This is a genomic window from Burkholderia sp. AcTa6-5, from assembly GCF_017815075.1.
Lineage (GTDB): Bacteria > Pseudomonadota > Gammaproteobacteria > Burkholderiales > Burkholderiaceae > Burkholderia > Burkholderia sola.
Map to the genome: position 1 here is coordinate 140,501 of NZ_JAGIQE010000015.1, position 24,861 is coordinate 165,361.

Annotated in this window: 20 protein-coding genes; 14 read left to right on the forward strand and 6 right to left on the reverse strand. The window is 62.8% G+C overall.

The window, feature by feature from the left end; translation table 11 throughout:
* Nucleotides 1-4: 4 nt before the first annotated feature.
* Nucleotides 5-925 carry a phosphatidylinositol-specific phospholipase C gene (locus J8I33_RS20960; protein ID WP_160300530.1) on the forward strand — a complete coding sequence of 307 codons (921 nt, stop codon included), beginning with the start codon at nt 5-7 and terminating at the stop codon, nt 923-925.
* Nucleotides 926-946: 21 nt separating this feature from the next.
* Here J8I33_RS20960 and J8I33_RS20965 read toward each other — a convergent pair whose 3' ends face one another.
* The gene (locus tag J8I33_RS20965; RefSeq protein WP_050017450.1) at nt 947-1,558 is read right to left on the reverse strand and encodes a LysE family translocator; all 612 of its coding nucleotides are present in this window, start codon (nt 1,556-1,558) and stop codon (nt 947-949) included.
* 102 nt (nt 1,559-1,660) lie between these two features.
* Here J8I33_RS20965 and J8I33_RS20970 point away from each other — a divergent pair, with 102 nt between their 5' ends.
* Nucleotides 1,661-2,188: a GNAT family N-acetyltransferase gene (locus J8I33_RS20970; protein WP_209939010.1), complete on the forward strand. Its 528-nt coding sequence runs from the start codon at nt 1,661-1,663 to the stop codon at nt 2,186-2,188.
* A gap of 18 nt (nt 2,189-2,206) precedes the next feature.
* Here the strand turns inward: J8I33_RS20970 and J8I33_RS20975 are convergent, their stop codons facing one another.
* Together J8I33_RS20975 and J8I33_RS20980 are read right to left on the reverse strand one after the other, a co-directional pair.
* The gene (locus tag J8I33_RS20975) at nt 2,207-3,268 is read right to left on the reverse strand and encodes an alkene reductase (RefSeq protein ID WP_124638467.1); all 1,062 of its coding nucleotides are present in this window, start codon (nt 3,266-3,268) and stop codon (nt 2,207-2,209) included.
* Between the two features lie 81 nt (nt 3,269-3,349).
* Entirely contained in the window at nt 3,350-3,658 is a 309-nt protein-coding gene (locus J8I33_RS20980; RefSeq protein WP_050017453.1) for a helix-turn-helix transcriptional regulator, read from the reverse strand.
* A 350-nt stretch (nt 3,659-4,008) separates the two neighbouring features.
* On the opposite strand from J8I33_RS20980, the gene J8I33_RS20985 reads away from it, so the two are divergent.
* Both J8I33_RS20985 and J8I33_RS20990 read left to right on the forward strand, forming a co-directional pair.
* Nucleotides 4,009-5,214: an alpha/beta hydrolase gene (locus tag J8I33_RS20985; RefSeq protein ID WP_245172267.1), complete on the forward strand. Its 1,206-nt coding sequence runs from the start codon at nt 4,009-4,011 to the stop codon at nt 5,212-5,214.
* 58 nt (nt 5,215-5,272) lie between these two features.
* Nucleotides 5,273-5,584 (forward strand): 3-phosphoglycerate dehydrogenase, encoded by a 312-nt coding sequence (locus tag J8I33_RS20990; protein ID WP_209924835.1) that lies wholly within the window; start codon nt 5,273-5,275, stop codon nt 5,582-5,584.
* Nucleotides 5,585-5,624: 40 nt separating this feature from the next.
* Here the strand turns inward: J8I33_RS20990 and J8I33_RS20995 are convergent, their stop codons facing one another.
* The 3 genes from J8I33_RS20995 to J8I33_RS21005 form a co-directional block, all read right to left on the reverse strand.
* Nucleotides 5,625-6,764: a patatin-like phospholipase family protein gene (locus tag J8I33_RS20995; RefSeq protein ID WP_209939011.1), complete on the reverse strand. Its 1,140-nt coding sequence runs from the start codon at nt 6,762-6,764 to the stop codon at nt 5,625-5,627.
* 150 nt (nt 6,765-6,914) lie between these two features.
* A complete protein-coding gene (locus J8I33_RS21000; RefSeq protein ID WP_175976419.1) occupies nt 6,915-7,256 on the reverse strand; it encodes a cupredoxin family copper-binding protein in 342 nt (113 codons plus the stop codon).
* Between the two features lie 19 nt (nt 7,257-7,275).
* Nucleotides 7,276-8,220 carry a metallophosphoesterase gene (locus J8I33_RS21005; RefSeq protein WP_209939012.1) on the reverse strand — a complete coding sequence of 315 codons (945 nt, stop codon included), beginning with the start codon at nt 8,218-8,220 and terminating at the stop codon, nt 7,276-7,278.
* 254 nt (nt 8,221-8,474) lie between these two features.
* Between J8I33_RS21005 and J8I33_RS21010 the strand changes: the two genes are divergently transcribed.
* From J8I33_RS21010 to tssF, 10 genes are all read left to right on the forward strand, one after another.
* Nucleotides 8,475-8,660, forward strand: a complete 186-nt coding sequence (locus J8I33_RS21010; protein WP_209939013.1) for a phosphate transporter — start codon at nt 8,475-8,477, stop codon at nt 8,658-8,660.
* Nucleotides 8,661-8,745: 85 nt separating this feature from the next.
* Complete coding sequence (locus tag J8I33_RS21015) at nt 8,746-10,500, forward strand: ABC transporter permease subunit (protein ID WP_209924840.1); 1,755 nt, start codon at nt 8,746-8,748, stop codon at nt 10,498-10,500.
* 11 nt (nt 10,501-10,511) lie between these two features.
* Nucleotides 10,512-11,858, forward strand: a complete 1,347-nt coding sequence (locus J8I33_RS21020; protein WP_209924841.1) for a nitrate/sulfonate/bicarbonate ABC transporter ATP-binding protein — start codon at nt 10,512-10,514, stop codon at nt 11,856-11,858.
* Nucleotides 11,859-12,395: 537 nt separating this feature from the next.
* Nucleotides 12,396-14,750, forward strand: coding sequence for a type VI secretion system tip protein VgrG (locus J8I33_RS21025; protein ID WP_209939014.1), 2,355 nt, complete (start codon nt 12,396-12,398; stop codon nt 14,748-14,750).
* Between the two features lie 76 nt (nt 14,751-14,826).
* A complete protein-coding gene (locus J8I33_RS21030) occupies nt 14,827-17,196 on the forward strand; it encodes a hypothetical protein (protein ID WP_348522253.1) in 2,370 nt (789 codons plus the stop codon).
* On the forward strand, nt 17,193-17,825 hold the full coding sequence (locus tag J8I33_RS21035; RefSeq protein WP_209939015.1) for a hypothetical protein: 633 nt from the start codon (nt 17,193-17,195) through the stop codon (nt 17,823-17,825). The genes J8I33_RS21030 and J8I33_RS21035 overlap by 4 nt, the downstream gene beginning before the upstream one ends.
* A gap of 88 nt (nt 17,826-17,913) precedes the next feature.
* Nucleotides 17,914-18,174, forward strand: coding sequence for a PAAR domain-containing protein (locus tag J8I33_RS21040; RefSeq protein ID WP_209924845.1), 261 nt, complete (start codon nt 17,914-17,916; stop codon nt 18,172-18,174).
* On the forward strand, nt 18,174-19,478 hold the full coding sequence (locus tag J8I33_RS21045) for a hypothetical protein (protein WP_209924944.1): 1,305 nt from the start codon (nt 18,174-18,176) through the stop codon (nt 19,476-19,478). Before J8I33_RS21040 ends, J8I33_RS21045 begins: the two co-directional genes overlap by 1 nt.
* On the forward strand, nt 19,426-23,010 hold the full coding sequence (locus tag J8I33_RS21050; RefSeq protein WP_245170140.1) for an ImcF-related family protein: 3,585 nt from the start codon (nt 19,426-19,428) through the stop codon (nt 23,008-23,010). The genes J8I33_RS21045 and J8I33_RS21050 overlap by 53 nt, the downstream gene beginning before the upstream one ends.
* Nucleotides 23,007-24,857, forward strand: coding sequence for a type VI secretion system baseplate subunit TssF (tssF, locus tag J8I33_RS21055; RefSeq protein WP_209924846.1), 1,851 nt, complete (start codon nt 23,007-23,009; stop codon nt 24,855-24,857). Before J8I33_RS21050 ends, tssF begins: the two co-directional genes overlap by 4 nt.
* Nucleotides 24,858-24,861: the final 4 nt, after the last annotated feature.

A 24,861-nucleotide genomic window follows, 5' to 3' on the forward strand; every position in this document is an offset into this window, starting at 1 on the left:
ATTCATGATCCCTTCGCGCCACGATACGCGCATGCCGCCTGCCGACTGGATGTCCGCGCTCGACGACGCGCGGCCGCTGCATACGCTGACCCTACCGGGCAGCCATGACACCTGTGCGTATACGGTCGACGATTCGCTGGTGCGCACGCAGCGTGCGCCGCTCGATGCGCAGCTCGCGCATGGCGTACGGCTGCTCGACATCCGCTGCCGGCACGTGCGCGATGCGTTCGACATCCATCACGGCGGCATCGCGCTCGGCATGACGTTCGACGACGTGCTGGCAAGCTGCACGCGCTTTCTCGATGCGCATCCGCGCGAATGCATCGTGATGTCGGTGAAGGACGAGTGGCCGGCGCATGCGTGCACGCGCAGTTTCGATGCGACGTTCGATGCGCATCGCGCGCGGCACCCGCGGCTGCGCTGGCATGCCGGCGGCACGCTGCCCGCGCTCGGCGACGTGCGCGGCGCGATCGTGCTGTTGCGGCGTTTCCGCAGCGGCCGGCCGCTCGGCATCGACCTGACCGCATGGCCCGACAACGCGACGTTCACGATCGATCATCCGGACGGCGCGTTCGTGATCCAGGACGAGTATCGCGTGCCGGTGGCCGCGTCGATCGCGTGGAAGTGGCGCGCGATCGACGCGCTGCTGACGCATCTGCCGCTGCCGGACAGCGGCCGCTGGGCGCTCAATTTTTGCAGCGGAACGGGGATGGGCGCGAATCCGTCGGTGGTCGCACACGGCGATGGCCGCGTGCAGGGCATTCATGCGCGGCTCGCCGAGCGCTTGCGCGAGCAGCCCGGCCCGTACGGCGCGATGCTGCTCGATTTCTGCGATGACGACGACTGGGCGCTGGTGCGTGCGCTGATCGAATGCAACGATCACACGCCGCAGCAGGGCGTGTGGCGCAAGGCGTTTCGCTGTTAGCGGCCGGCGCGTCGCCGGGGACTACCGCGTCGCGATCGCGACTGCCGCACCGGCCATCGCGGTCGCGCTCGTGCGGTTCGCGATCCGCTTCGCGCGCGCCGACGTCAGGAAGGCCCGTGCCCGGGACGCGAGCAGCGACCAGAAGCAGTCGGCCAGGATCAACACCGCGAGCATCGTCCCGACCAGTTCGGCCCATGCGGCGACGCCGACGTGCGTGAGGTCGACGATGGTCGGCAGCAGCGCGAGATAGAAGATCATGATTTTCGGATTGCCGAGCGTGACCAGCATCCCGGCGACGAACATGCGCCACGGCGACTGGCCGCGCGGCAGGTCGTCCGCGCCCGTGCCGGTCGGCGCGGTCCACATCTTCCACGCGAGGAACAGCAGGTACGCGACGCCGAGCAGCTTCAGCACGATCAGGCCGGTCGCGAACGTGTGCGCGAACGCGGACAGCCCCGCGACCGCGAGCGTGAGCCACAGCGCCTCGCCGAGCCACATGGCCGCGAGGAACGGCAGCACGTCGCGCACGCCGTTCGTCAGCACGCGCGCGACGAGCGCGGCGACGCTCGGGCCGGGCGTGCCGGCGGTGACGAGCAGGGCGAAGGCGAAGACGGCGAGTGCGGACAGCGTCATGACGGACCTCGTGGATCGGGCGTTCGAAATCGTTCGAAACGATACGTATGAAGTTTCGATTATAGTGACGGCCGTTCCAGACTGCCTGCCCGAAATGCCGTCATGCCTGCCTCGATCCTGATTCGCCCCGCCACGCGGGAAGACGCGGCCGCGATGGCCGCCGTGGAAGTCGCCGCCGCGCAGCGGTTTCGCGAGATCGGCATGGCCGACATCGCCGATGCCGAGCCGACCGATGCGGCCGCCGTGCTCGAGCGGATCGACGACGGTCGCGCGTACGTCGCGGTCGGTCCGCAACGCACGTGCGTGGGATTCGCGTTCTATCGGCTGCTCGATGCGCGGCGGCTGTATCTGGAGGAACTGGATGTCGCGCCGTCGCATGCCGGGCAGCGGATCGGCGCGTGTCTCATCGAGCAGGTGATCGCGCGCGCGGCGCGGCAGCACGTCGAGCAGGTGGTGCTGTCGACGTTTCGCGATGCGCCGTGGAATGCGCCGTACTACGCGCGTCTCGGGTTCCGGATCATCGACGATGCGGCGCTCGACGACGCGCTGCGCGCGATCCGCGCGCACCACGTCGCGCTCGGCCTCGACGAAACGCGGCGCGTGTTCATGCGTGCGGACGTGCCCGCCTGAACCCGCGCCGTTCCACCGTCAGGCCGCGTCGCTCAGCGCCGGGTAGTCGGTGTAGCCCGTTTCGCCTTCCGCGTAGAACGTCTCCGGCACCGGCTGGTTGAGCGGCGCGCCGATTTCGAGGCGGCGCGGCAGGTCCGGGTTCGCGATGAACAGCTTGCCCCAGGCGATCGCGTCGGCGCTGCCGTTCGCGAGCGCGGCCTGCGCGGTGTCGAGCGTGAACTGCTCGTTCGCGATCAGCGGGCCGCCGAACGCTTCCTTCAGGCGCGGGCTCAACTGGTCGCCCGAATACGATTCACGCGTGAAGATGAACGCGATCTTGCGGCGGCCGAGTTCGCGCGCGACATAACCGAACGTTGCCGCCGGATCGGAATCGCCCATCGTATGCGCGTCGCCGCGCGGGGCGAGGTGCACGCCGACCCGGCCGGCGCCCCACACGTCGATCGCCGCGTCGACCACTTCGAGCAGCAGGCGCGCGCGATGCTCGATCGGGCCGCCGTATGCGTCGGTGCGGCGATTGGTGCTGTCCTGCAGGAACTGGTCGAGCAGGTAGCCGTTCGCGCCGTGGATCTCCACGCCGTCGAAGCCCGCCGCCTTCGCGTTCTCGGCGCCCTTGCGGTACGCGGCGACGATGCCCGGAATTTCGTCGAGTTCGAGTGCACGCGGCGTCACGAACGGACGCGGCGGACGCACGAGGCTCACGGTGCCGCCCGCGGCGATCGCGCTCGGTGCGACCGGCAGCTCGCCGTCCAGGAACATCGGATCGGAGATCCGGCCGACGTGCCACAGTTGCAGCACGATGCGCCCGCCGGCCGCGTGCACGGCCTGCGTGATCTGCTTCCAGCCTTCGACCTGCTCGTCGGACCAGATGCCCGGCGTGTCGGCATAGCCGACGCCTTGCGGCGTGACCGACGTCGCTTCGGTAATGATCAGGCCGGCCGATGCGCGCTCGGCGTAGTAGCGCGCCATCAGCGCGTTCGGCACGCGCGCCGCGCCCGCACGGGAGCGGGTGAGCGGCGCCATCACGATGCGGTTCGGCAGGGTCAGGTCGCCGAGCGTAACGGGATCGAACAACGTGGGCATGGCAGATAACCTCTTCACGAAAGGCGGGGAAGCGTGCGCGTCGTGCGCGACGGCGCCCCGGATGGCCGGTTCGGCCGTTGGCTAGAGTTCGCGGCGCAGGGCGTCGTGAAATGCGTCGATGACGGCCTCGTTGCGACGGAAGAACGCCCACTGGCCGATCCGCGTCGACGTCACGAGCCCCGCGCGCTGCAGCGTCGCGAGGTGCGCGGAGACGGTCGACTGCGACAGCCCGCAGCGCGCGTCGATCTGGCCCGCGCAGACGCCGTGTTCGTACGGCAGCGTCTGCTGCGGAAAATGCTCGCCTGGCGTTTTCAGCCAGACGAGGATCTCCCGGCGCACGGGGTTCGAGAGCGCTTTCAGGATCGCGTCGATGTCGAGTTCGGTCGGCATGGAAAGGTGGGTGTTTCGATCGGGCAAACAAGTATCGTCGATGGGCGAATCTTATATCGTATTTTGACGATATGCTTGAAAGCACTGTCGGCAATGGGGTTGATAGGGAATCGTAATCTTGGGGTCGCATGGGCCGCGCCGTGAACCGCTCTCGATGAACTCGCTCGTTTTAGTTCGTCTTGTCGGCAATCTCATACCGCCGCGCGCGAGCCGCTCCGGCCAACGGTGCATCGATGCGGAACGCGGTGCGCAACCGGCCGGCTGATCGGTTGTTCGCAACGGCCCGGCGGCGCGCGACGGATTCTGCGACCATCGCCGTTCAAGTCATATCTGCCTCCCGAGCCGCCGCCATGTCCGTCCTTTCCGTCGCGTTTGCCAGTCTCCGACGCTCGTGTGCGCTGCCGGCCGCGCGCGCCTTGTCATACGCCGTCCCGCTCGCGGTCGCCTGCGCCGCCGCCGGCACGCTGGCCGGCGCGCTGCCGGCCGAAGCCGCCACGCCCGCGCAGCGCGAACGGCTCGAAGCGCCGGTCAAGGCCGTCGCCGACCAGCGCATGGTCGTCGATACGCCGCAGGGCAGCGCGATGCTGCCGGTCTACGCCGATCATCCGCTCGACCGGGCCGCGCCCGACGTCACGCGCGTGTTCATCGTGATTCACGGCACGCTGCGTAATGCCGACGCGTACTACGCATCGGGGCGCACAGTCGTCGAAAAGGCCGGTGCGGCGGGCGCGGGCACGATGATCGTCGCGCCGCAATTCCTGACACGCGCCGACGTGCGCGCGTTTTCGCTACCCGCATCGACGCTCGCGTGGACGCAGGAAGGATGGAAGGGCGGCGAACCCGCGCGCCAGCCGGGTCCGATCAGCTCCTTCTCGGCGCTCGACGCATTGCTCGCGCATTTCGCCGACCGCGGCCTGTACCCGTCGTTGTCGACGGTTGTCTTGATTGGCCACTCTGCCGGCGCGCAGTTGCTGCAGCGTTATGCGGTCGCAGGGCGCGAAGGGGACGCGCTCGCGCGTACCGGCATTGCGGTGCGCTATGTGGTCGCGAACCCGTCGAGTTACCTGTATTTCGACGACGCGCGACCGAATGCCGATGCGCTTGCCGGCGGCGTATGCCCGCGCGCGACCGAATGGAAGTACGGGCTGAAGTCGGCGCCGCCTTACGTTGCGTCGCAGGACGTGCGCGATCTCGAAACGCGCTACGTCGCGCGTCATGTCGTGTACCTGCTCGGGCAGGCCGACACGAGTCCCTATACGCATTTCATCGACCGTTCATGCGCGGCGATGGCGCAGGGGCCGTACCGGCTGGCGCGCGGGCTCGCCTATTTCGATTACCTGAAAAAGCGGCATCCGGGCGATCTCGCGCAGCAGGTCGTCGAAGTGCCGGGTGTCGGGCATGACGGTCTCGGCATGTTCACGTCCGCGTGCGGGCTGGCCGTGCTGTTCGGGCACGCATTGCCGCAGTCGTGTCCGGTCGTGGTCGGCACCGCGGCGGACTGGCGTACGCCCGACGAAAATCGATCGAGCAGAAAAATGCAGGAATCGGCAAGATAAATTCATTTCCCCGCGCGGCCTTCGCGGATCAGGATGACGGTGTTCCCAAGAGCTCCCCATGAACATCACGATCGTCGACGATTACCGTAAGCCGGATGGGCCGCCGATCCACGCAGCCCCCCCGGACGTACCCGAGCGTGAAGCGGCATCGATCGAGCCGTTGATTCTCGACCTGCTCGAATGGATCGGGCCCGGCGCGCGGCCGTACGACGAGGTGATCGACGCGTGGCGCACGTCGTGCCCGCGCCTGCCGGTGTGGGAGGAGGCCTGCGCACGCGGCTATCTGGTCCGCCATCATGCGCCGGGCGGCGTGGCCGAGGTCGAAGTGAGCGACGCCGGCCGCGCGCATATCCGGGCCGCGCGCGCCTGACCCTGCGGGGCACTCGGCGCGAGGCGGTGCCTGCCGCGCGTCACGCCGTTTTTTCCGCGACCGGCGCGGCGTCCGGATCGAACACCGTCAAGCCTTCCGTCGGGTCCATCGGCAGTTCCCATGGCCGCGCGGCAATGGCCCGTTTCGCCGCGTCGTAGCCAGCCTCCCGGCGGGCCGCGATGCCGGCAGGCGTGAAATCGATGTCCTTCCACTGATTGTCGCTGTCGAGTCGCGGCGCGGCGAGCTTGATCAGGTGCATCGTGGTCTCGCATCCCCACGCGGCGAGCTGGCGCACGGCCGGCGACGCGCGGTCGGCTTCCGGCACGTGCCGGACCAGTTCGCGGATCACGTGACGCAACCGGTGAATCTGCTGCTGGCGCGCGATGTGGCTGTCGGTGCGGCTCGCGTACTGGATGTCCTTTTGTCGTTCCGACACCTGCCAGATGCTCTCGGGCTCCGGGCCGGCCGGATTCCACATCTGCACCGAGAAGATGACCGCGCTGCGGCGCGGGTTGTCGTCGAGCACGACCTCGACCGGCGTATTCGAATACACGCCGCCGTCCCAGTACGGCGCGCCGTCGATCCGTATCGCCGGGAACGCGGGCGGCAGCGCGCCCGAGCTCATGATGTGGTCGATTCCGAGCGGCGTATCGCGCGAATCGAAATAGCGCATCGTCCCCGTGCAGGCGTTGACCGCGCTGACGGTCAGCCGCGGATGGCCGGCGTTCAGCAGGTCGGGATCGACCAGCGACGCCAGCGTGTCGCGCAGCGGCGTGATCCGGTAGTACGACGCGCGATCGACGCCGAGCCGCACCATCGGCCCGAGCCACGACGCCGGATTGGGCTGGAAGAATCCCGTGATGCCGCCGCCGATGATCATCAGCTCGGCCAGCGCCCGGTCCCAGCCGGGCAGCAGCGGCGGGACGTCGAAGCGGGTGCGCTCCGTCACGCGATGCCAGAATGCCGACAACTGGTCGTAGCGCCGTTCGGGCGGATTCCCCGCGATCAACGCCGCGTTGATCGCGCCGATCGACGTGCCGACCACCCAGTCGGGCCGGATTCCGGCCTCGTCCATTGCCTGGAATACACCCAGCTGGAACGCGCCCAGGGCGCCGCCGCCCTGGAGCACGAGCACGACTTGCCCGGGGAGGTCCATGCGTGCCGGCTGGCTCGCGGTCATGGCTTGCCTCGCTGCGTGTGACGGTGGGTCGGAACCGAACAGTTCGATTCAGTTTAGGCGATCGACAGCGCGGGGGCGCCCGCTGCGCAATGGCGGCTTGTGTTTTTTGCTGCCGCCCGTCGTTCCCGGCGCGTTGCGTGGCGAGCCGCGTCATTCGACGGTGATCGTCTCCTTCATATACGGATGAATTCCGCAGAACACCTTGTAGACGCCCGGCTTGTCGAAGCGGAACGAATACGTCTCGTCCTGGTCGAGCGCCTTCGAATGGAAGATGCCGGCGTCGTTGACGACGGTATGCGGCTCCGCGTCGAGGTTCTTCCACGTGATCGTCGTGCCGGCCTTGATCGTGGTCGACATCGGCGAGAACATGAAATTGCGGATTGTCACGAGCGGGCCGTTCGGGCCCTGCGCGAACGCGGCCAGCGGCGTACCGGCAGCCGCGCCGAACAGCATCAGCACGGCGATGATTCGGGATGGTTTGAAGCGGATCATGTCGGTCTCCTTATTTTTGTCACGCGAGCGTCGCATCGTGCAGCGACGACGCGACCGGATGGCCGGCGAACTCGACGGTCGTCACGCCGAGCATCGACGGCAGCCGGTCGTGCGGCACCGTGAGCGGCACGGGGCCCGGCCCGTTGCCGGCCGTCGGCTGCGGGAACGCGGTCGAGCGGGCGGTATGGAACGTCACGTTGCCCTCGACCTTCGACACGATCTGATGGATGTGCCCGTTCAGCACGGTGACCGAGCCGAAGCGGCGCAGCAGCGCCATCGTCTGCGGCGCGTCGCCGGTGCCCCAGCCCCATGGTTCGTAGATGGTCCACATCGGCATGTGCGAGAACACGACGATCGGCGTGCTCGACGAGCGGCCTCTCAGGTCCTGCGCGAGCCACGCGAGCTGTTCGTCGCCGAAGCTGCCGAGCCCGTTCGGCTTGAAGTGCATCACGTTGACGAGCCCGATGAAGTGCACGCCCGCGTGATCGAAGCTGTAATAGCCGCGGCTGTCCGACGCCTTGCCGAACCGGCCGAAATATTCGGCGCCCGAACCGTCGGTGACGTCGTGCTCGCCGGGCACCGTGTGCAGTTCCGGCACGCGCAGCGCGGACAGCAACTGCGACGCGTGGTCGAATTCCTCGGGCTTGGACAGATGCGTGATGTCGCCGGTGTGGATCGCCAGTGCGGGCAGCGCAGGCATCCCGTTGACGAGATCGATCGTCTGCTTCAGCGTGGCCGACACGTCGGGATTCGCGTCCTTGTTGAAACCGATGTGCGTATCGCTGATCTGCACGAACAGCGGCCGCCCCGCGTCGGCCGGGTGCGCGTCGCCGGTCTGCGCGAGCGCGAGGTCGAACGGCGTGAGGATGCCGCCCGACAGCGTGAACAGCGTGCCGAGGCCGCCGAAGGCCATGCATTGCAAGGCCTTGCGGCGCGACGGGCGGGTGGGGGTCGATGAAGACATGTAAGCCTCGCATTCGTGTGACGAAACCGGACGGCCGGATCGTCCTGGAATAAGCCGGCGCCTTCGCATGCGATACCGGCGAGGCGGCGGATTTATTCCCGCGCGTTGCGAGATCGAGCCCCCGTGTGCGCGCCCGGCGGCGGGATGCGCGCCGCCCGCCGGATGACCCGTCAATGTCCTGTAAGTGACATGTCACATTTGCGTCACGGCCGCCCGATAGCCTCCCACTCCGAATACCCTCTCCGGAGCCCTTCATGCCGAACCTCGCGGCAACGGAAACGGGCGGTGCGGTCGGTCACCGCATGCGCCCCGCCAGCTTCGCGCTGTTTTCTTCGATCATTGCCGGCGGCATCGTCGATGCCGGCACTCATCTCGGCGTCGATCCACGCTTCGTCAAGGAAGGCTCGGCGCTGCCGTTCGCACTGCACGGGCTGTCCTGATTCGCCCCGCGGCTGCGAGCGGGCTGCGCGGCATGCGTCCGGACCCATCGATTTTTAATTCAACACAAGACACAAGACGCTACCGATGGATATCCGTTTCTTCGATCCGAATCGCACCGCCAACGCGTCGGCGTGGCGCGTGCTGCCCAACCGCTGGGACGCGGTCGCGTTTCCGTTGATCATCGGCATGCTCGCGATGGCGATCGTCGGCTTTCACGAGACGATGGCGCCGATCGGCGTGCTGCAGACGCAGAAGATCTCGCTCGATCCGTCGAACCTGCCTGAATACGCGTTGCGCACCACGCTGCGGATGCTCGCCGCGATGGTCGCGTCGCTCGCGTTCACGCTCGTCTACGGCACGCTCGCCGCGAAAAGCCGCCGCGCGGGCATGGTGCTGATCCCGATCCTCGACATCCTGCAGTCGGTGCCGGTGCTCGGCTACATCTCGTTTACGGTCACGTTCTTCCTCGCGCTGTTTCCGGGCCGCGTGCTCGGTGCGGAGCTGGCCGCGATCTTCGCGATCTTCACGAGCCAGGCATGGAACATGACGTTCAGCTTCTATCAATCGCTGCGCACGGTGCCGCGCGACCTGAGCGAAGTGTCGCGCGGCTTTCATCTGACGTCGTGGCAGCGCTTCTGGAAGCTCGAAGTGCCGTTCTCGATGCCGGGCCTGATCTGGAACATGATGATGTCGATGTCGGGTGGCTGGTTCTTCGTCGTCGCGTCGGAGGCGATCACGGTCGGCAACCAGACGATCACGCTGCCGGGCATCGGCGCGTATCTCGCGCAGGCGATCGCGGACAAGAATCTCGGCGCGGTCGGCTGGGTGATCGTCGCGATGTCGGTCGTGATCCTTGCCTACGACCAGTTCCTGTTCCGCCCGCTCGTCGCGTGGGCCGACAAGTTCCGGATGGAGAACACCGCGTCGGGCGATGCGCCGCAGTCGTGGCTGCTCGACATGATGCGTCGCACGCACCTGATCCATCAGTTGCTCGTGCCGGCCGGCTGGCTGCTGTCGCAGGCCGCGCGGATTCCGCTGCGCGTGCCGTCGCTGACGGGCACGCGCGTGCGCGGCGCATCCGCGCACCGTTCGTCGCGCATCGGCGACATCGTGTGGGCCGCGTTCGTGATCGTGCTGACGGCGTACGTCGCATGGCGCGTCGTCAGCTTCGTCGCGACCGGCGTGACGATGGCCGAGGTCGGCCACGTGCTCGTGCTCGGGCTCATCACGCTGCTGCGCGTGCTGGTGCTGATCGCGATCGCATCGGTGATCTGGGTGCCGCTCGGCGTGCTGATCGGGCTGCGCCCGAAGCTGGCCGAGAAGATCCAGCCGCTCGCGCAGTTCCTCGCCGCGTTCCCGGCGAACCTGCTGTTTCCGGTGTTCGTGATCGTCATCGTCCATTTCCACCTGAACGCAGACATCTGGCTGTCGCCGCTGATCGTGCTCGGCACGCAGTGGTACATCCTGTTCAACGTGATCGCGGGCGCGATGTCCTATCCGAACGATTACAAGGAAGCGACGAAGAATTTCCGCATCCGCGGCTGGCAGTGGTGGCGCCAGGCGATGCTGCCCGGCATCTTCCCGTACTACGTGACGGGCGCGATCACCGCGTCGGGCGGTGCGTGGAACGCGAGCATCGTGTCGGAGTTCGTGCAGTGGGGCGACACGAAGGTCGTCGCGCACGGCCTCGGCGCGTATATCGCACAGACCACCGCCGCCGGGGATTTCCCGAAGATCATCCTGGGCATCGCCGTGATGTCCCTGTTCGTTACCTTGTTCAACCGCCTGCTGTGGCGTCCGATGTACGCCTATGCGGAATCCCGGCTCCGTCTCGATTGAGAGTAAGCGCGATGCAAAATTCGACCGTTGTCAACGCCCCCGTCAAGACGTCTCAACCGCTGCAGCCGCCGCGGCTCGGCGAAGAAATCCTGCGCGTCGAGCACGTGAACCGCGGCTTCAACAAGACGCAGGGCGAACTGCTCGTGCTCGACGACGCGAACCTGTCGCTGCGCGAAGGCGAGATCGTCGGCCTGCTCGGCCGCTCGGGCTCGGGCAAGTCGACGCTGCTGCGGATCATCGCCGGGCTGATCGAGCCGACCGGCGGCGAAGTGACCTATCTCGGCAAGCCGCTGCGCGGCCCGGCCGAAGGCGTCGCGATGGTGTTCCAGACTTTCGCGCTGTTCCCGTGGCTCACCGTGTTGCAGAACGTGGAAGCCGGGTTGGAGGCGCTCGGCGTCGGCGCGCGCGAGCGGCGCGAACGCGCGCTGGCCGCGATCGACCTGATCGGTCTCGACGGCTTCGAGAACGCGTACCCGCGAGAACTGTCGGGCGGCATGCGTCAGCGCGTCGGTTTTGCACGCGCACTGGTCGTCGATCCGACCATTCTGCTGATGGACGAGCCGTTCTCCGCACTCGACGTGCTGACGGCCGAAACGCTGCGTACCGATTTGCTCGATCTGTGGACGCAAGGCCGCATGCCGATCAAGTCGGTGCTGATCGTCACGCACAACATCGAGGAAGCGGTGTTCATGTGCGATCGCATTCTCGTGCTGTCGTCGAACCCGGGCCGCGTGATCGCCGAGATCAAGGTGCCGTTCAAGCACCCGCGCAACCGGCTCGACACCGATTTCCGCAAGCTCGTCGACGACATCTACGCGAAGATGACCGCCCGTCAGACCGGCGAAGCGACGAAGAAGGGGCTGGAACTGGGCAGCTGGATGCCGCGCGTGTCGACCAACCTGATGGCCGGCCTGATCGAGACGCTCGCGATGGCGCCGTACCACGGTCGTGCGGACATGCCGGAAATCGCGCGTTCGCTGCATCTGGAAGTCGACGAACTGTTTCCGATCGCGGAAGTGCTGCAGCACCTCGGGTTCGCCGACGTGCGTGAGGGCGACGTGTTCCTGACGCCGCCCGCGCGCGTGTTCGCGGAATTCGGCACGCAGGAGCGCAAGCTGATGTTCGCGGATCACCTGCTGAAGCACGTGCCGCTCGCTGCGCGGATCCGGAAGGTGCTGAACGAGCGCCCGGGCCATCGCGCGCCGCGCGTGCGCTTCGAGCAGGAGCTGGAGGATTTCCTGTCCGACGAAGCGGCGGAGGAAACGCTCGATGCGGTGATCGACTGGGGGCGGTACGGGGAGGTCTTTTCGTACAACGACAAGACGGAAGTGTTCAGTCTGGAGGATGTCGAGTCGTAAAGTCGGAAAGTGGATCTGTGGGGCGCGACATCCATCCGTCACCGATGTCGCGCCGACGTTGGAGTGTGACAATTTTCTACATTTCGAAAATTCGATTATGTATCAGATAGATGGATTGATATCGTTCGGCATGTCGAGGATTTATAGGGGATTTTTTAGGATATTATAATTTATGAAATATGCTTTCATTTTGATAGAATTGACTTTCTCGTATGATGGCCGAGAGCCCTTTTTGTATCCCATGATGACCTATATTTCCTATTCAGTTGTTTGATTTTAGCGATGCTTTTGGGGGTCGCGGTTTGAGGTAATAAGGGATAGTAAAAAATAGAAAGTTAATTAATAGTAAATAAAAATTTATAAAATAGATAAGTGATTTATGTGATTCTGTAAAAATTCCGCATTGCCAGATCTGTGGCCGGTGCGTGTTCATTTTCGTGAACACATGCTTCACTGGCGAGAGCGTTGTGGCACTGCGTCCCTGAATGCGTGAATGGGAGAACGTGCCGGCGTAAAACCTCTCGTTCAACGGCAACCATGCGAACCATTCAGGATGTACTGAAACACCCCAATTCGGTCGTCACCCAACCGCTGCATCTCGAGATCGCGGCGCTCGATGCGCCGGTCTCCGTTCTGTCATTCGTTCTGACCGAGGAAATGAATACGCGATTCCTCGCGGACATCATCGTGACCTCGCAGGACAAGCGGATCAACGGCGCGACGATTGTGGGCCAGCCGGCAGTCTTCACGATCGAGGAACACGCTTCCGTGCCGTCGATGGCGGATGTGATCCATCCGGTTCGGCATGCAGCGCGTACCGTGCACGGCGTCGTAACACAATGGACTCGCGTCAGAACGTCTCGCGACGAAGCCACCTACCAAGTCCATCTGAAGCCGCGTTTCTCGCTGCTTGAAGAGGTGCACGATTCGGCCGTATTGCTGGACAGGTCGTTGCGCGAGCTGCTGAGCGACATGATCGTCGATCGCGACTTGTTCCAATCCTTCGACGTCGAGTTCGAGCTGGAAGGGCTCGACGGGAAGTTCGAGCAAACCGTGATGTACGAAGAGACGGTCGCGAACTTTATCGACCGGCACTGCCGGCGCGTGGGAGTCTATTACTACTTCAAGCAGGCGAAGAAGGAGGACGGCCCGCAACGCGACACGTTGGTGTTCGGCAATACGCCTCGAGGCTATATGCGAGCGCTCGAGGTGCCGGTGATGCCGCATTCCGGTCTGACGAGCTGGCACGAGGCGATTCTGACGCTGGAAGTCACGCGCGCGCTGGTGCCGCAGACGGTTCGCGAATGGGATCGCAACTACCGCATACCTGACGATCCGCTGCAGGTCGAATCGATCGTGGCCTATGACGATCGCTCGGTATACGGGAGCGTGAACCGCAGCGTCGAGCATTTCCATTCGGTCGAGGAAGGGCAGGCGCTGGCTGACGCGCGGCGTGACGAACTGCTCACGCGGCAAGTGCGGCTCAACGGCACGAGTAACGTCATCGGCATGACGCCTGGCATGGTGGTGCGGATCACCAATGACGAGGTGCACGAGGCGCCGCACGGGATGGTGATCACGAAGCTCGTCACGACCGGTAGCCGGAGCCAGTCGGTGGTCAACACCTTTGAAGCGATCCCCGCGCATCAGACCTACCGGCCCGAATACGTTCCTGAAAAGCATTGGCGATGGATCGCCGGCATGCTGATCGGTGTGGTCGAGTCAGGCGATGACGAGCCGTACGCATGGATGGACGAATATGGCCGCTATCGCGTCAGACTCCTGTTCACTCGGCACAGCGGCAAGCGCGGCACGAACAGCATGCCGTTGCGCGCGCTGCGTACGTCGGCGTCGTATCAGGGCGGCCTGCACATCCCCTTGCTGCCGCGGTCCGAAGTACGCGTCGTCGCGACCCAGGGAAATTGCGACCGCCTGCTGATCGCAGGGGCGCTGCATGACCATGCGCGTCGCGACCTCGTCCACGGCAAGGAAGGGTGGTACAGCCGCGCCGTATTCCGCTCGCCCTTGCTCGGCAACAAGTTGCGCTTCGAGGATCTGAAAGACCACGAGGGTATCCGGTTGGCGACGGTGTTCGGGCAGTCGTCGCTCAACATGGGCCATCTGGTCGACAGGGACAAGAACAAGCGCGGCCAGGGCTTCGAATTGACCACGCAGAACTGGGGCACGTTGCGCGCGCCGAAGGGGCTGTTCGTTTCGGCAGACGCAGCAGGTGGATCCGAGACACCGCATCTCGACATGCCCGCCGCTATCGCGCAACTCAAGACAGCATTGCAGCGTGTAACGGACCTCGCGGCTGCGACGACGCAAGCCAAGGCCGACCCTGCGGACCGTGCGACGCAGGCGGCGCTGCTCGACGGCCTCGATCAGCTCCGCGACGCGGGGCTGCTTGCGAGTGCTCCCGGCGGCATCGCGTTCGTGACACCGAAATCACTGCAGCAATCGACGGGCGAGAACGTGATTGTCACCGCAGGCCGGGACATGGACGTGAGCATCGTCAGGCGGCTGCGCATGGTGGCGGGTGACCTGATCTCGCTGTGCGCGCACAAGCTTGGGCTGAATTTTGTCGCAGCGAAGGGCAAGGTCATGATGGCGGCGCTTACGGACGGGATGGACTTGTTCTCGAAGCAGCAGTTGCGCGTCGCGAGCCAAAGTGCGGACGTCCAAGTGTCGGCCAAGTCGAAGATCACACTCAACAGCGGTGGAGCTTCGCTCGTAATCGAGAACGGCAACATGACATTTCACTGTCCCGGCGCCTTCACGATAAAGGCGGCGTCATTCTCGTTTCACGGGCCGAACAACGTCACGACACCATTGCCGTCGCTACCGCAGGCCAACCTGAAGATTTCTGACCGGTACTCGTCGTCCCACTGAAGCCATGATCATCAGCCCTCCCTTCCTTCCCGTATCGGGCGCGACGTCTAGTGATGCGTCAAAGACGGACCCTATGATGGACGTCGTCGATCAGTTCGAGATTGGTCATCATGGGGTCTATCCCGTTGCCTTCGACCGGCGCTTTCACTGTGGCATTCACCTGGATCCGGGCGAGCAGCACGAACCGGTGCGGGCAATTGCTGACGGCGAGGTGGTCGCGTATCGCGTTTGCAAAAGCGCTCTGTCTGATGGCGCGAAAGATCCGACTGGACAACCGGCGCTGAACTCGAATGCGGGATTCGTCTTACTCAGACATAAGACAGAGACAGGACATGGGCGAACGATCACGTTCTACTCACTATATATGCATTTGCTGGACATGACCGAACAGGAGTGGCTTGCTCCCCAGCCAACCGATCCGCCGGCCGAGGGATCGATGAGTGCCCTCCCCAAATGGCTGCTCGATACGGCGGGCGGCAAAGACGGAATCGTTCAGCCGGGCGGCGCAAAGAAGGTGTACCGCAAGGACATGCTCGGATACGTCGGTCAGCATCAGGGGGTGCGGCATCTGCATTTCGAAGTTTTCATGTCGGATGCTGACTTTACAGCCTGGTTTGATCAGGACGGCCACCACGTTCAACTGGGTGAGAAAGATCTTGTTCAGCCTGCGTCGAGCGACTACTGGGGACATTCCTATTTCATCATTAAGGGTCCACAGGATTTTGTCGCGCAGCCGGCGGGTATGACGGACGACTGGTTTCCGCGACTGCCAGGCGGCTCAATTGGTGAGCAAGACATCCTTTATGTGGAAGCGTGGTTCAACAAGGGGCGGCGCTATACATGCGCGTGGATCGACCGTGGCAGCAGCGGCGACGTTATCCTGCTTACACAGGTTCCGGTTGCTGACCCGTACGACGGAGAAACGGAACAGTATGAATATGATCTGTATGATCGAGCGGTAGCACTCTATTCAGAGTGTCCGAGTGATGGCTATGAAATGCTGCGCTTTGGGCGAATTCTTTCAAGTGCGGTGGTGCCGGGAGAAGCTCCTGCTACTTGGGTCGCAGTGCCCATCGATGAGAATGGCACGCAAGGATATGTCAACATCGCTGCTGACGAGATCATCAAATTGTCGGACGCCGACTTTCCATTCTTCAAGGGCTGGCAAAAAGTTGACGAAAGCAATACGCCGTTTAATCAGGACGGGTTATGCGGATACGATGAGCTTTGCCGTCTGACCGGCGTTGCTGATCCACAGGCAACGTCCGGAATGATCCAGCCGCTCGAATACGACAATAACAACGACGATAATGCCAACCAGTTGCTCGCAGGCTATGTGCGGAATGCAGAGGGTGTGCGCACAAAGCTCAGAGGGTTGGTGTTCAACGCGCGCAGCGAGTGGGATCCCTTGTACAACGACGATCGCTATAAAGGTCTGAATGGACCAGATGGATTCTTTGGCAAGCAGAAAGATACCAACCCAGATGGCTATGCCTCGTTTATTAAGTTCCTCGGGAATTTTCAGTTTCTGGACAAGTTGCCGTCCGAATCGTCGCTAGCAGATCAGAAGTTCTGGTATTTTCATCCGCTTGAATTTATTCGGCACTTCAGGAAGTGCGGGTGGCTCAGTAAGAAGGAGATGATTCAGCTTATACCGGATCGCGTTATTAGAAAGCCCGGGTCGCATAATTCGCCCTCTCAGGGAGTATGGGAATCGCCAAATCCAGATTATGCTTCATCTTTGCTTGATAGATTTGGACTGGGTTTGAACAATTCGATGAGGAAGTTCAAGCTTGATACCCCTAGTCGACAGGCGTGTTTTATGGCAAATGCCACACAGGAAACAGGATGGTTCCGCTATCTTGCGGAAGGGAATCGCAACGATGGTGCGACAGATCTGCACGGTGGTTGGTTTGGTCGGGGTTTTCTGCAGTTGACAAATCCTAACGGAAATATGGGTGGCGGAAATAATAATTATTATAAATATTTTAAATTTATTGGTCGAAACCCGCGTTTGCCACCAGGGGAGCAGGAGGTGCGGTGGCGAAATGAGATTGCAAGAGATGTTTGTCATGCGAGTCATAGTGCAGGCGCTTATTGGGTTTGGTCCGGAAAATCAATGCCAACGGCGAACAATCCGGCGCGACCACGGGTGGATAGTGCGAATAAATATGCGGACGAGATGAGTGTGAATGAAAGAAGGACAATCCGAACAAATGCCGGTGTTAAGGTGTGGTATTACAACCAGTCCTTTGCGAATTGTGCTGCGGCAGTGAATTATCCGGGGGCTACAGGCAGGAATCCACCAAACATGAATGGTCTAGTAGATCGGTCGACGTCGTTCATTAATGCGCTAATGGTTCTGACTGATATTGTGGTTTTCAAGGGCCCAAATCAAGAGGATCTAACGTGGCCGGAAAATTTCACAAGGCGGAAATTGTCGTGAGAAATGTATTTTTAGCGTTGGTGGCATTTTTTTGGCTCGATGGGGCTGCGATAGCTGAGTTGGCTTCTAATGGTCGATCCAATTATAGAGATAATATATTTCTTTTGGAGAGTCGGTGTGGGTACATTCTCGGTGAAAATATATCGTCAAAAACGGTTGATTCGTCTATGAATGTAAATAATGGAATTGTGTCATTTGATTTTTATCTTGTGATGAAGCTGGATGGGGCTGCTATACGCGGTAAGCTATCGTTTAGTTGCTTTGTGGCTGGGTCGGGTGTGTCAAGTTCGAGTGTTGCGAATAAAACTACCGCAGTCGACGAAATTGCTTTGGAAGATTCTGGCGGACGATATGTGCGCAATATCGTATGGCAAAGGAAATACGAAGGAAAGGGGTGGGATGGAACTGTTGCCTATGTTAATTCGGTATATGGAGATCAGGAAAGAATGCGTGTTCCTGATTATTTTTTAATATGTCCTAATGCAATATATTTTCCGTGTTTCTCGTTTGAGGTTGTGGGGAGGGGGCTCGAAAAAAAGGAAAGCGATCGAATTCCTGTGGTGCTTGGCGGAATTGAAGTTGTTGCCTTGCGATCGACAGTTCCTGAAACAAACGAAAGGGATCGATAGACTTTAATTCTCCATTAATTTGTCCGTGCGCCTGGGTGCGCGGTGTGCCGGGAATTCAAAAAACCCTACTCAACTAGATAGCCGATATATGCAATCTCCCATTCGCAAAGGTGACAAGCTCGAACATGGCGGCGAAGTCACCAGCGGCTCGCCATGGACGATGTTCATGGACAGGCCGCTTGCACGTAAAGGCGATAATGCGACCTGCGACTTGCATGGTCCGACCGTCATTGACGAGGGCGCCGACAAGTATTCCGATCGCGACGGGGAGCTGTTCGCGCTGGACGGCCATCGATGTGCATGTGGTTGTCGATTGATTTCGTCGCTACCGAACGTCCACTTCGAGTAATGCCGGTCGATCTTTCTCCCGCCGGACGCCCCAGCGCGTATCCGCTCAGGATGCGCTTCTGGCCGTGGGCATTAACTTGGTTTGTCTGTAATGTGTTCGGTCCGCTGGTTGTTTTGCTGACGTGGCCGAAAAGCGAACCCGCGAGTGGCCTTAGGTTTTGGGGCTTGATTATTGGGGTGCCGAACGGACTGTTTCTGGTCCTGCTCGGCTTTGGTCGCGCAGGCTACGAGGGGCTGTGGTACCGCGCATACTGGCGCAACCATCATCGTGACCGCTGGCTTGCGAAGAAGATCGGGTTCGCGCAGCGACCGCTCTATGTACTCGGAGCAGGCTATTGCCTGCCTCTTGGCGGGACATCTTTGTTCGACGTTCTGAGAGGGAAACGCTCCATCATGAAGGTGCAAGCCCCACGGCACGGCTCAGGAAAAGTTTTGTGCAATCGCTTTGAGGACAACGACCCGCTACTGGACGGCCCGTCCAATGAGCCGCCACTGGACGCTTCATTCATGGCGGATGAAGAGGAAACCCCAACTGACAATGCTGCCGTACCGAAGAAGGCCGATCCAGTTGTGCAGATGATCCGCGTTGCGCTTGAGCCTCTCGCTGGAAGCATTCACGCATTAACTCGATACGAAAGGGCATATTGGCCCCAAGTACGCGTATTGACCGAGTCGGACGTCGCGAACATGCGTTTGACCCAGGTTCGCGCTGCGATGCATCTGGCGGCGCTTCCGCCCTTGGAAGTCCGGGCCGTTCCGGCTACCGACGGGTTGCTTGTGGCCGATGCATGGCTCGATGCGCATGAATCCCGTCCGCTCCTCGTCATCGCTACGGCGTGGTACGACGATGATATCGATGAGAGCCTCGCCGAGGGATGTGTGGCTGCGTTGTTCGATGCCGGCTGTTTCGGGCTCCCGCATGAGGTCAGCAGAAAGGCTGCGCTACATAGGCCCGTTGCAGGTGATTCCGCTGAATCAGAATATGGTTTCGCGAACGCCGCCATCTGGGGCAAAGCCGATGCCGCGTCGGTGACGCGCGCGTGGATAACGCGGCCGGTTGAAAACTGCGCCCCCGCTTTGAACGCTGCAGGGTTTGTGATTGCAGCAAAAGACGCCGCGCAGACTCGGCTGGATCGTATCGTTGGCGACATGCGGGCAGCGAACGGTCTGCTGGCGATCGCTGCGGCGATCGAGTCCGGTGCCAGTGACGGACCGCAACTCGTCGTCGATGGCTCGCACTCGGCCATCCTCCATGTCTTACCCCAAGATCAAACGGCTTCAACGCATGTCGATATCCAAAAATAACCTGCATAACGCGCAGCCTCAAGCGGCGTTAACCGAAGAAGCTCACAGCCGGGTCGCAGTCTGGGGGCTGCCTCTTGCCGCGTTGGTTATTGCTGTTGCAGCGCTTGTGCTGGCTTGGTTCCAGGGCGAGCGCCTCGGCGTTCCCGATGGCACGCCTCGCACACTGGCATTAATCGGTATTCCGGTATTGCTGGTTGTCATCGTGATCATTCATCTGATTGCGATATCGACTGGCGCATATGTGGGCGCTGCCAAACTGTTTCGTCTGCAAACCGGCGAGAAGGAGGCTGCTTCAACGACGGGACAGCAGATCAAACGCGATGCCCGTCTGCAACGCCTGTTCGAGGAACTACGGGTATCGCAGGGCCGGCGCTGGCGATACCGCTTACCGTGGCTGATGGTGACCGGTGCGGACACATTGCTCGATCAGGTCGCGCCGGGACTGAAGCGCGCGGGCGCAATGCCGGTTGGCAACGCGATCCTCGTACACGCAGCACCTGACGGCGTCGACGCGGGCGTGTGGCGCCGGCAGATCCGTAAGCTGCGCAGCAGACGCCCGGTCGACGGCCTTGTGCACGTCACGCACGTGGACGAGCGCGATATCGAATTGCCGTGCGTCCTCGCCGCGCTGGCCGCCGACATCGGCTGGGACGCACCTGTCACGTTGCTGCACGCCGTGCCCGCGCAGGGCGATCGACCCGAGACGTTCGAAGTGATCGGTGCATTTCCGCGGGCGGCATACAAAGGGGGGCCGCCGGCGCTGGACTTGCGCGATCAGCTTGCCGCGATTGAGCGCTGTACGGCGGACGCGGGCGTGCAGCAATGTACAGCGCCCACGCGGGTCAGCTATCTAGCCGAAATCTCGCAATACATCGGGACACGGCTCGAACACATCGTTACCGGCTGGCAAGCGCTCTTGGCATCGCAATGGCTGCGCGCGCCGCTAGCAGGTGTGATGTTCGCTCCGGTATTTGAGGCGACAGCGGCGATGCCGACGCCGGTGCCGATCGCCGCGGACGCGAGCACAAGGGTGACGAACATCCCGATCGAGTTCCCGCCGCAACCGGCTGCACTGTTACCCGCGTGGCGCGCTATCGCCAACCGGCGACGCATTGGCCGGCGGGTCGGATTCTACTGGCCGGATGTGCTAGCGATGGGCGTGACCATTGCGGCGATAGCGTGGTGTGCATGGATGACCGCATCGTTCATCGGCAACCAGCGACTCATGCGCGAAGCGCAGGCGGCAGCGCGCGCAGCGGTCGATGCGCGGCCGCAGACCACAGCCGCCTGGCGCGCGCAACTGGCGTTACAACAGTTGATGGAAAGGCTCGAATACCGGCAGCAGCATGGCGCCCCGTGGTACCTGCGGGCCGGCTTGTCGCGAAATGACGATGTTCTCGGCAGTCTCTGGCAACCGTACCGACTCGCTGCGACGCGTAACTTGCAGGTGCCCGTGGTGCAAACGATCGGGGAAGTGTTGAAGGCAGCAGATCAGGCACGCGCCGATAGCCTGCAATCGCAGGACACGCGACGTAGTACCTACAACGCGCTCAAGACTTATCTGATGCTCGGCGAGCCATCGCGCACCGAGCCCGCATTTCTGAAGCGTACGCTCGTCACCCTATGGGCGCGGCCGGACGAGATGCCGCTCGGCGAGCGTGACGATACCGGCAGGCGGCTTGCAGGCTTCTACGCCGAGCACCTGAAAGCGCATCCCGAATGGCGGATAGCGACGGACGATCGCATCGTGACCTCGACCCGCAACATGCTGGTCACGCAAATGGGACTCGCGTCGGCGGAGGACACGGTGTACCAACGTATCCTCGACGAAGTCAAAAACAAATACGCCGACGCGTCGCTCGAAACGCTGCTGAATGGCGCAGATGCGCATGGAATGTTCAAGGCATCACAGACCGTCCCGGGGGTCTATACGCGTGCGGCGTGGGACGGCATGGTCGCCTCGGCAATCGACAAGGCGTCGCATGAACGCCGGATCAGCGGTGACTGGGTGTTGTCCGGCTCGCAGATTTCGCAGAGGATCGGCAATACGCTCGCGAACGGTATGACCCAAACCACGGCGATCGACGACGAGAAACGCGCAGCCGAGGAACTGAAGCAGCGATTGACGGCCCGGTATTTTGGCGAGTACACGGCGGCATGGCAGCGCATGCTCAATAGCCTGCAGTGGCAACCGACGTCCAACCTCGGTGGCGCGATCGAGCAGCTTTCCAGACTGGCGGACGCTCAGACGTCACCGTTGATCGCGCTGATGAAATCCGTGCAGTATCAGGCGCAAGCGGGGCGGCCGTCGCAGGCGCTGGCCGAGACCCTGGTGAGAAAGGCGCAGAACCTGATCGGGGCCGACGAACAGGCGGGGGCAACCGTCATCAACCCGCTCGACAAGCCGTTTGGTCCACTGCTGGTGCTGATGGGCGATACGGGCACGTCGTCTGCCGCGGAAAACGGGAAGCGCGCCACGCCAGCCGACATCGCGCTAAGCGGTGTCAGCTTGTCGCGCTACCTGACGGCAGTCACGACGATGCGGCTGAAGCTGCAGCAGATCGCAGGCAGTCCGGACGCTCAGGTAATGGCGCGCTCGCTCGCCCAGGCCGTGTTTCAAGGCAAGTTGTCGGAATTGTCCCAGGCGCGCAACGACGCGGCGCTCACGGCCGCGAGCCTGGGTACGGCGTGGGCGGGCTTCGGCGATACGGTGTTTGCGCAGCCGCTCGAAACCGCATGGCAGACGATCCTGAAACCGGCTGCCGCGAGCCTGAATGACGCATGGCGGGCCGGTGTTGCCGCACCGTTCAACGCAGCGATGAGCGGCCGTTATCCGTTCTTCGATACGCAGGCCGATGCGTCCTTCGCCGAGTTCGGCCGCTATGTACGACCCGATACCGGATTGATTTCGCGCTTCATCACGACGCAACTGGCCGGCGTGATGAAACTCGAGGGTGACTATTGGGCGCGCAGCGAGCTCGCACCGCAGGCGTTGCAGTTCGACCCGACATTCCTGAGCGCCGTCCGGCAGTTGTCGACGGTTGGGGTACAGCTTTACCCGCAGGCCGATGCGGGGCAGAAATTCGAAATGATGGCGTTGCCGACGCCGAACGTGACGCGATCGGAACTGTCGGTCGACGGCATGCGGATCGTCTATTTCAATCAGCAGGAGCGCTGGACCCCACTGGCATGGCCCGGCAACGGCCTGAACGGGCACGCGAGGCTCACATGGCAGACGCGCGACGCAGGCCTGCGACAGGCATTTGATTCGGCCGGCGATTGGGCATTCCTGCGTCTGCTGAGCGAGGCCGACATCAAGCCGCTCGATGGCACGCGCTATCGGCTTACATGGAACACGGGGAGCAGCGAGCCGTTGTCGTACGTATTGCGTACGCGGGTCGGCGCCGGGCCGATCGACCTGCTGAAACTGCGCGGGTTCCGCATGCCGGATCGCATTTTCGTCGTCGGCAAGGCGGGTGCCGTGCCGACGATGCCGCTTCTGCCGCCGCTGCCACCGGATTTCCAGCCATGAGTGAAGACAAGAACAATCCGACGAAGCCTGCAGGAAGCGGTGTCGGTGCGGATGACGATCGATACCTGCGCTACTTCGATGCGGAGATGCGTTATCTGCGCGAGGCGGGGAAGGAGTTCGCGAGGTCCCAGCCACAAGGCGCCCGCCGTGTGGGAATGACGATGCCTGGCGCGCGCCACGACAGTGTCGAGCAGACCTACGAGGGTTTCGCGTTTCTCACGAGCCGGCTGCGGATGAAGCTCGATGACGCGGCACCGGAAATCACCGATCCACTGCTCGATCATCTGTGGCCGCATACAGGCCGCACGATTCCGTCGCTGACCATCCTCGAGTGCGTGCCGCGCACCGGCGAGGCGCGGATACTCGATACGTTACCGCCTGGGTTGCAGGTACGTTCGACACCGGTCGGGCCGGACGGGACGATATGTGTCTATCGAACCACTCGGGCGATACACTTGCTACCGCTCAACGTGCGCGAGGCGGGCGCGCGCATGCGCGAGGACGGCCGTACGGTAATCCGGCTCGCGTTCGACCTGCTGCACCGCGAGCAGCGGTTGGTGGACGACCTGTCGCGTATCCGGCTATACCTGCATGGCGACCGGCCGACTGCATCGGCGCTGTACGCGGTTTTCACGCGCCAGGTGGAGTCGATCGGCGTGCGCATGCCGCGCCTGCTAGACGGCCAGCTACAACTGCGCCCGGCGATGACGATCGAGGCGGCGGGCTTCGGCGCGCACGCGCGACTGTGGCCGACCGACCTCGATGTACGCGACGTCGATCTCGACCGCGAGCAGACGATGCTCGAATATTTCGCATTCCCCGAAAAGTTCCACTTCGTGGATTTGTGCGGTTTCGACGCGGCCAGCGTGCCGCCGGGCGAAACACGTCTTGAATTCGAAATCGTGATTCGAGACCGGATCCCCGGTGACGCCACGTTCTGTGCGGACAACATCCGGTTGTTCTGCACGCCGGTGATCAATCTGCTCGAACTGGACGCGCAGGCAATCCGTCCCAATGCGCATGACCGCGACTATCCGGTGCGCGCCCCGGCCTCCGCAGGCGAGCACGTCGAGCCGTACGATGTATTGTCGGTGGTGGCGACCGATCCGCGCACCGCCAGGCAATACCCGTATCAATCGATCAAGGCATTCCGGCACCGCGGCGGGATGATGCGGCACGAGTCGCCGGATCGGTACTACCACGCTTCGATTCGGCAGGGCGTAACGGGCCAACGCGAGATGGTCGTGACGTTGGGCGGGCATCTGTGGGCGGAACCGGGCAGCTTGCCGGACGGACACGTAACGGTCCGGGTGTTGGCAAACAACGGGCGCCTGCCGCGTATGGCGCTGCGTGAATCGATGGTTACCACGCCTGCTTCGACCTTCAATGGTGTCGAGCGCGTGCACAACTTGACGGCCCCGACGATGCCGCTGTATCCGCCGCGCCGCGGCGATTATGACTGGCGGGTGATTTCTCACTTCAATGGCGCGGGCACAACCGAGCTGAACATGATGGACGCGAATGTGCTGCGCGGCGCGCTGTCGTTGTACGACTGGACGCGAGAGGACGATAACCGGCGACGCATCGACGCGATTCGTCACGTTTGGCTCGATGAGGAAACGGAACGGGTGGGGGCGCGTGTCGACCGTATCGTGAATGTGAACGTGGGTATCGAGCCGTCGGGTTTTGCCGGGTCCGGCGACGTCGCGCTGTTCGGCGACGTACTCAGTCGCTTCGTCGGCCGCTATGCGTGCTTCCATTTTGCGGTGCGGCTCGTGCTGTATGAAGGCGTGGGCGGCCCGAGCCGGCGCTATCCATGCACGATCAAGACGGGAGACTGGCTGTGACACC